Source organism: Paenibacillus sp. E194 (assembly GCF_000935845.1).
Classification (GTDB): Bacteria; Bacillota; Bacilli; order Paenibacillales; family Paenibacillaceae; genus Paenibacillus_B; species Paenibacillus_B alvei_B.
In genome coordinates, this window is sequence record NZ_JMDX01000289.1 from 1 (window position 1) to 6,403 (window position 6,403).

Below are 6,403 nucleotides of genomic sequence, written 5' to 3' on the forward strand. Positions count from 1 at the left end.
ATTAGGATGAATTACGAACCAATCGCAGCGGTATCTACACCGCTTGGCGAAGGCGGTATTGCGATTATCCGAGTAAGCGGAGAAGGATCTTTCGCTGAAGTGGATCGCATATTCCGTTCAAAGACGAAGCTAACAGAGGCGGACAGCCATACGATACATTATGGACATATTGTTGATCCACAGTCAGGGGAGCGAGTAGAAGAGGTGCTCGTAAGCGTGATGCGCGGCCCTCGTTCATTCACAACGGAGGATGTTGTCGAAATCAATACGCATGGCGGGATTATTTCGGTGCGGAAGGTGATGGATATTCTGCTTCAGCAGGGAATTCGTCTGGCGGAGCCGGGAGAGTTCACGAAGCGTGCCTTCCTCAATGGCAGGATTGATTTGTCACAAGCAGAGGCGGTTATTGATCTCATTCGCTCGAAGTCGGATCGTGCCTTCAGCATCGCTATGAAGCAGGCACAAGGTCAACTGTCTACCCGAATTAAGTCGCTCCGTCATACACTCATTGAGACACTTGCTCATATCGAAGTGAATATCGACTATCCAGAGCATGATGTTGAAGAGCTGACGAGCAACTTTATTCAAGATAAATGCGGGCAAGTCATGGAAGAAGTGACGCGGCTATTGAAGACCGCATCTGAGGGGAAAATATTGAGGGAGGGTATTGTCACTGCGATTATTGGGCGACCAAATGTCGGCAAATCATCGCTGCTCAATACGCTTGCCCAAGATAATAAAGCGATTGTCACCGATATTCCGGGGACAACTCGCGATGTGGTCGAGCAATTCGTAACCATTAACGGGATCCCGCTGCGTCTCTTGGATACGGCTGGCATTCGGGAAACGACGGATGTGGTGGAACGAATGGGGGTAGAGCGTTCACGCAGTGCACTCCAAGAAGCAGACCTTATTCTTTTCGTCGTGAACAACAATGATGAGCTTCATCCGGATGAACGGGAATGGATGGAGCAAATTACGGGTAGACAAGTGATTATCATTGTGAATAAAATGGATCTGCCTACGGTGTTGGATGATACCCCGTTGAAGGAGGCATTTGGCGAGAGCCAAATCGTGCGTATGTCCGCGAAAGAGCAGGAAGGCGTGGACGCACTAGAGAAGGTGATCTCCGAGTTGTTCTTCAGCGGTGGAATTGAAGCGGGGGATATGACGTATGTCAGCAACGTACGGCATATTGCGCTGCTCAAGAAGACGCTACGGGCATTAGAAGACGCTGTGGAGGCATCACAGCAGGGAATACCAATTGATATGATTCAAATCGACGTGCGCACCGCTTGGGAGCTGCTCGGCGAAATCATTGGAGACTCTGTAGGCGATTCGCTGATTGACCAGATCTTCTCCCAGTTCTGTCTTGGAAAATAGAGAGTTGTGATCACGGTAAAAGACCTTGTTGCCGTGAGTGCTGTTTATAGAGAAAGTTGTTAAAGGAGGGAGCCCCATGCCATTTGAGGCGGGACAATATGATGTAATAGTTATCGGAGCGGGCCATGCGGGCTGTGAAGCGGCACTTGCTTCTGCACGGATGGGTTGCAATACGTTGCTGTTGACGATTAACTTAGATATGGTTGCTTTCATGCCGTGCAACCCTTCGATTGGCGGCCCAGCTAAGGGCCATGTTGTACGCGAAATCGATGCATTAGGCGGAGAAATGGGCCGCAATATCGATAAAACCTTCATCCAAATGCGGATGCTCAATACCGGGAAAGGCCCAGCTGTCCACGCGCTGCGTGCTCAGGCCGACAAAGTACTGTATCAGGCAAAAATGAAGGAAACAGTAGAAACAACGCCGAACTTGACGCTGCGTCAAGGCATGGTCGAGGAATTGATCGTGGAAGACGGCAAATGTGTAGGTGCCATCACGAAATCAGGCGCTATTTTCCGCTCGAAAACGGTTGTCTTAACGACAGGTACGTATTTGCGGGGCAAAATAATTATCGGTGAGTTGATGTATGAGAGCGGCCCGAACAACCAACAACCGTCTTTGAAGCTGTCTGAATGCTTACGCAATCTCGGATTTGATCTCGTTCGATTCAAGACAGGTACTCCTCCGCGGGTGAATGGAGGGACAATCGACTTTTCCAAAACAGAAATTCAGCCTGGAGACGATCATCCGAAGTTTTTCTCTTATGAGACTAAGTCTTCCGATAATGAGCAGCTTCCTTGCTGGCTGACGTATACATCGGAGAATACGCATCGCATTATCAATGAGAACTTGCATCGAGCGCCAATGTTCTCTGGTGTTATTGAAGGAACGGGACCTCGCTATTGCCCGTCCATTGAAGATAAGATCGTTCGCTTTGCGGATAAGCCAAAGCACCAAATCTTCCTGGAACCGGAAGGCAAGGACACGGCTGAGTATTATGTACAAGGACTGTCCACGAGTATGCCTGAAGATGTTCAGCTGAAAATTCTGCGCTCAGTCCCAGGACTCGAGAATGCGGAAATGATGCGAACTGGTTATGCGATTGAGTATGATGCAGTCGCACCAACACAGCTGTGGCCAACTTTGGAGACGAAGCGGGTGGATGGCTTATTCACAGCTGGACAAATTAACGGAACATCCGGTTATGAAGAAGCTGCTGCGCAGGGGGTTATGGCTGGCATCAATGCTGCACGCAAGGTGCAGGGCAAGCCTGCTGTCATCTTAAATCGTTCGCAAGCTTACATTGGCGTGTTGATCGACGATCTCGTAACGAAGGGGACGAATGAGCCGTATCGTCTGCTTACGTCCCGCGCGGAATATAGATTGCTGCTTCGTCATGACAATGCGGATATGCGCTTGACGGATATCGGGCATGAGATTGGTCTAATTACCGATGAGCGGTATGCTGCGTTCCAGCATAAGCTTGACTTGGTCGGTCAAGAGATGGAGCGCTTGAAGGCAACAAAGGTGAAGCCGGATGAAGCCGTGCAGGGGATGCTTGCAGAAGCGGGTTCTGCTCCTCTTACGAACGGTTGTGACGCTGTTACCTTGCTGCGACGTCCAGAAATATCTTATGCACATGTGGATAAGTTATTCCCTTCGCCGCTTGAGTTGGATGAAGAAATGAAGGAACAGGTTGAGATTCAGATTAAGTATGCAGGATATATTGAGAAGCAGCTGCTGCAAGTAGAGCGTCTAGCGAAGATGGAGAAGAAGCTGATCCCGCAGGATATCGATTATGATGCGGTTCATGGCATTGCGTCGGAAGCGAAGCAGAAGCTGGCAAAGATTCGCCCGTTGTCGATTGGGCAAGCATCGCGTATTTCTGGTGTAACTCCTGCAGATATTTCGATCCTGCTTGTATACTTGGAGCATTACAACCGCGTAACAGCCGAGAAGCATGCTCAGTCATAATTCAGACGAGAGGGCTGTGCCCAGTATGCAGGATGGGGACACTAACTGCAGAAGAGGAGATTGCCAGTGATGGATGCATTACAAGAACATTTCCAAGGCTGGCTGTCCGGACATGGATGGCCGCCGATTACAGATACACAGTGGAATCAATTAGAGACGTATTATCGGGTGTTGGTGGATTGGAATGAGCGGATGAACTTGACCGGCATCACCGAGCGTGAGCTCGTATACGAGAAGCATTTCTACGATTCACTGACACTAGGCTTCCATGTCGATATGAAGGAAGTCAAGCGTATGGCGGATATCGGTTCAGGGGCAGGCTTCCCAGGGATTCCACTGGCGATTATGTTCCCGCATTTTCAGTTGACGATTGTTGATTCCCTTAATAAGCGAATTGTATTTCTGAATCATCTGGTGCAGGAGCTTGGATTGACGGGGATTAGCTGTATTCATGGACGTGCTGAGGAGGTTGCTCGCAAGCCGGAGCACCGCGATCAGTATGATCTTGTGACAGCACGTGCTGTTGCCAGATTGAACGTGCTGAATGAGTTCTGCCTGCCGTTCGTGCGTCCAGGCGGCACATTCGCAGCGATGAAGGGGACAGATCCACAGGAAGAGATTGTGGAGGCGAAGCGAAGCCTACAAGTGCTCCAGGCCACATTCACAGCTGACTATGCATTGAAGCTTCCGGTGGAGCAGTCCGAGCGTCACATTGTAGTGATGTCGAAGAAGGGGCCAACACCGAAGGCGTATCCACGCAAGCCCGGCACGCCGCTGAAGACACCAATTGTGTAGATGAATAGAAGGCAAGTTAGGAATAAGGATAAGAGGCCGAGAGCGTTCGGCCTCTTTTTTGTGTCATTCGATGTGGATGCAGCTAATGCGGCTATGATTGTAATCTGGAATCAAACATTAATTGGATGCGAATACCGAACGGATCTTCGATTATACCGTAGGCTTTGCTGAATATATTGCTCGATAACGGGACAATAATGCGTACCCTTTCATCCGTAATCAAGCTGGCATAAAACCGTTCTATTTCCTCTAAATCAGCGCTCTGAATGCATAGTGACGTGTTATTGCCAACTGTATAGGCTTCCCCGGGGTTCATTGTATCTTCTGCAATCATTATTTTTGTTCTGCCAATCGATAAGACAGAGTGGGTAATCTGATTCTTGTTGTCCTCCGTAAGCGTTATGGAGCTGTCACGCTTCGCCATGTCTTGATAGGTCACAATCAGCAATTCCTTCGCGTTCAAATGTTGTTTGTAAAAATGAATGGCTTCCTGTGCTTGCCCGTTCATGGACAGGAAAAAAGCGACTTCCAGTGTTGCGCTCATCGTATCAGTCTCCTTGTGGATTATCATGGTTGGTGGATATCTTTTAGCATTTGATATATGGCCTTGAATTTATCATAATTGCTAAAGGTATCAAATCATGACACCTTTTATAAGGAGATTCGCATGAATAAATCAGAACGATTACAAGACATGCTCAGATACTTAAATGGTCGGGAGTTCTTTAATTTACAAGACCTCATGGATAAGTATCAGATTTCAAAAAGCACAGCTTTACGTGATATTCGCTCGTTAGAACAATTAGGCATGCCTATCTATTCGGAATATGGACGGCATGGGCGATATGGTATTTTGCAGAATCGATTGCTATCGCCGATTATTTTTACGCTTGATGAAGTTTACGCTCTGTATTTCGCCATGCTGACGCTGCAATCTTATCAATCTACTCCATTTCATATACATGTCAGTCAGCTGCATGAGAAGTTTGAAAAGTGCCTTTCGCAAGAACAAATCAAGAAGATTCATAGTATGAAAAAGGTTCTGCAATTGGAAAGCAATCAGCATCATCATGTAAGTCTTTATTTGGAACAAATCTTGAAGAGCATACTTCATGAAAACATCTGCACCATTCAATATACACGGAATAAGGGCAGCAAGAGTTATAGGGTTCAATTTTTCAAAATTTCTGCTAAGTACGGTCAATGGTACGCAACAGGGATAGAGGTAAATACAAATCAACATCGAGTGTTCCGATGCGATAAAGTTACCTCCATGCAGGTGGAAGCAGAAGAATCTCGCTTTTCACTTGATGAACTAGTTAGCCGCTCATTAGAACTATACCAGTCGGTTTGCCATATTCGATTTGAGGTAGAAATTGAAGAACAGGCCAAGGACATCTTCTATAAAGAATCTTATCCTTCTATGAAACTAGATGTTGGTGAACAGACTGTCATTACAGGATTCTACAATCCAGGAGAAGAATCATTTATCGCCGAATATTTCATGAGGTATGGCAGTCATGTGGTAGCAGTAAAGCCTGAATCATTACGAACAATGATTCAATCGAAGGTAGAGCAGCTCTTACAGCATTATCAAACCTCAATTACTTGAGTAGGAGAAGGCTATGAATCTATCAGCGGAGCAAGCAGGACTGAACTGAGAAAAATTGGGGCAGCTAGATTACAGTGGCGTAAATCTTTCCCTCTCTATCCTATGTTACGATTTATGAGACATCATGAATGGCTTAGAGAGAAGGAAATATAGAATGAACATAGATCGCTGGTACAAACCGATATGGAAGGTCTCATGCGCTTTGATTGTTGCTGCTGGGGTATTGGTCACTCCTCTTGGAGTGGGGACGGCTTCTGCTCAAGCGCCGCTACTGCCTGTAGGTGGGTCAAAGCTCGATCCATCTCATACAGCAGCGAAGACAGATGATCCATACACAGGAAAAGGAATTAAAGTCGCCGTCATCGATTCTGGTGCAGATATGGAGCATCCCTTATTGAAGGATCGAATCGTGAAGGCACATGACTTCGTGGAAGGTGATGAGTATCCACAAGATGAGAAGGGACATGGTACGCATGTTGCTGGTATCGTGGCACAGCAAGCGCCTGGCGCCTCGTTGCTCATTTACCGTGCGGTCGCCCCTGAAGGTCATGCATTCACGTCTACGATTGCAGAGGCAATGCAGCGTGCGATTGAAGATGGAGCGAGAGTCATTAATTTGTCTCTGCATTCAGATATCG

The 6,403-nt window shown here is 47.3% G+C and carries 6 protein-coding genes; 5 read left to right on the forward strand and 1 reads right to left on the reverse strand.

Annotation, left to right across the window (positions count from 1 at the left end; genetic code table 11):
• Positions 1-6: 6 nt before the first annotated feature.
• The 3 genes from mnmE to rsmG all read left to right on the forward strand — a co-directional run bounded on the left by mnmE (position 7) and on the right by rsmG (position 4,153).
• On the forward strand, positions 7-1,383 hold the full coding sequence (gene mnmE / locus AZ66_RS25335; RefSeq protein WP_044357421.1) for a tRNA uridine-5-carboxymethylaminomethyl(34) synthesis GTPase MnmE: 1,377 nt from the start codon (positions 7-9) through the stop codon (positions 1,381-1,383).
• Positions 1,384-1,459: 76 nt separating this feature from the next.
• Positions 1,460-3,358, forward strand: a complete 1,899-nt coding sequence (gene mnmG, locus AZ66_RS25340) for a tRNA uridine-5-carboxymethylaminomethyl(34) synthesis enzyme MnmG (protein WP_021258410.1) — start codon at positions 1,460-1,462, stop codon at positions 3,356-3,358.
• Between the two features lie 69 nt (positions 3,359-3,427).
• A complete protein-coding gene (gene rsmG / locus AZ66_RS25345; protein ID WP_021258409.1) occupies positions 3,428-4,153 on the forward strand; it encodes a 16S rRNA (guanine(527)-N(7))-methyltransferase RsmG in 726 nt (241 codons plus the stop codon).
• A gap of 91 nt (positions 4,154-4,244) precedes the next feature.
• Here rsmG and AZ66_RS25350 read toward each other — a convergent pair whose 3' ends face one another.
• Complete coding sequence (locus AZ66_RS25350; RefSeq protein WP_021258408.1) at positions 4,245-4,697, reverse strand: VOC family protein; 453 nt, start codon at positions 4,695-4,697, stop codon at positions 4,245-4,247.
• Positions 4,698-4,820: 123 nt separating this feature from the next.
• Here AZ66_RS25350 and AZ66_RS25355 point away from each other — a divergent pair, with 123 nt between their 5' ends.
• Both AZ66_RS25355 and AZ66_RS25360 read left to right on the forward strand, forming a co-directional pair.
• On the forward strand, positions 4,821-5,765 hold the full coding sequence (locus AZ66_RS25355; protein ID WP_044357419.1) for a helix-turn-helix transcriptional regulator: 945 nt from the start codon (positions 4,821-4,823) through the stop codon (positions 5,763-5,765).
• Positions 5,766-5,919: 154 nt separating this feature from the next.
• Positions 5,920-6,403, forward strand: a 484-nt coding sequence (locus AZ66_RS25360; RefSeq protein ID WP_044357420.1) for a S8 family peptidase, incomplete at its 3' end; no start/stop codon positions are given.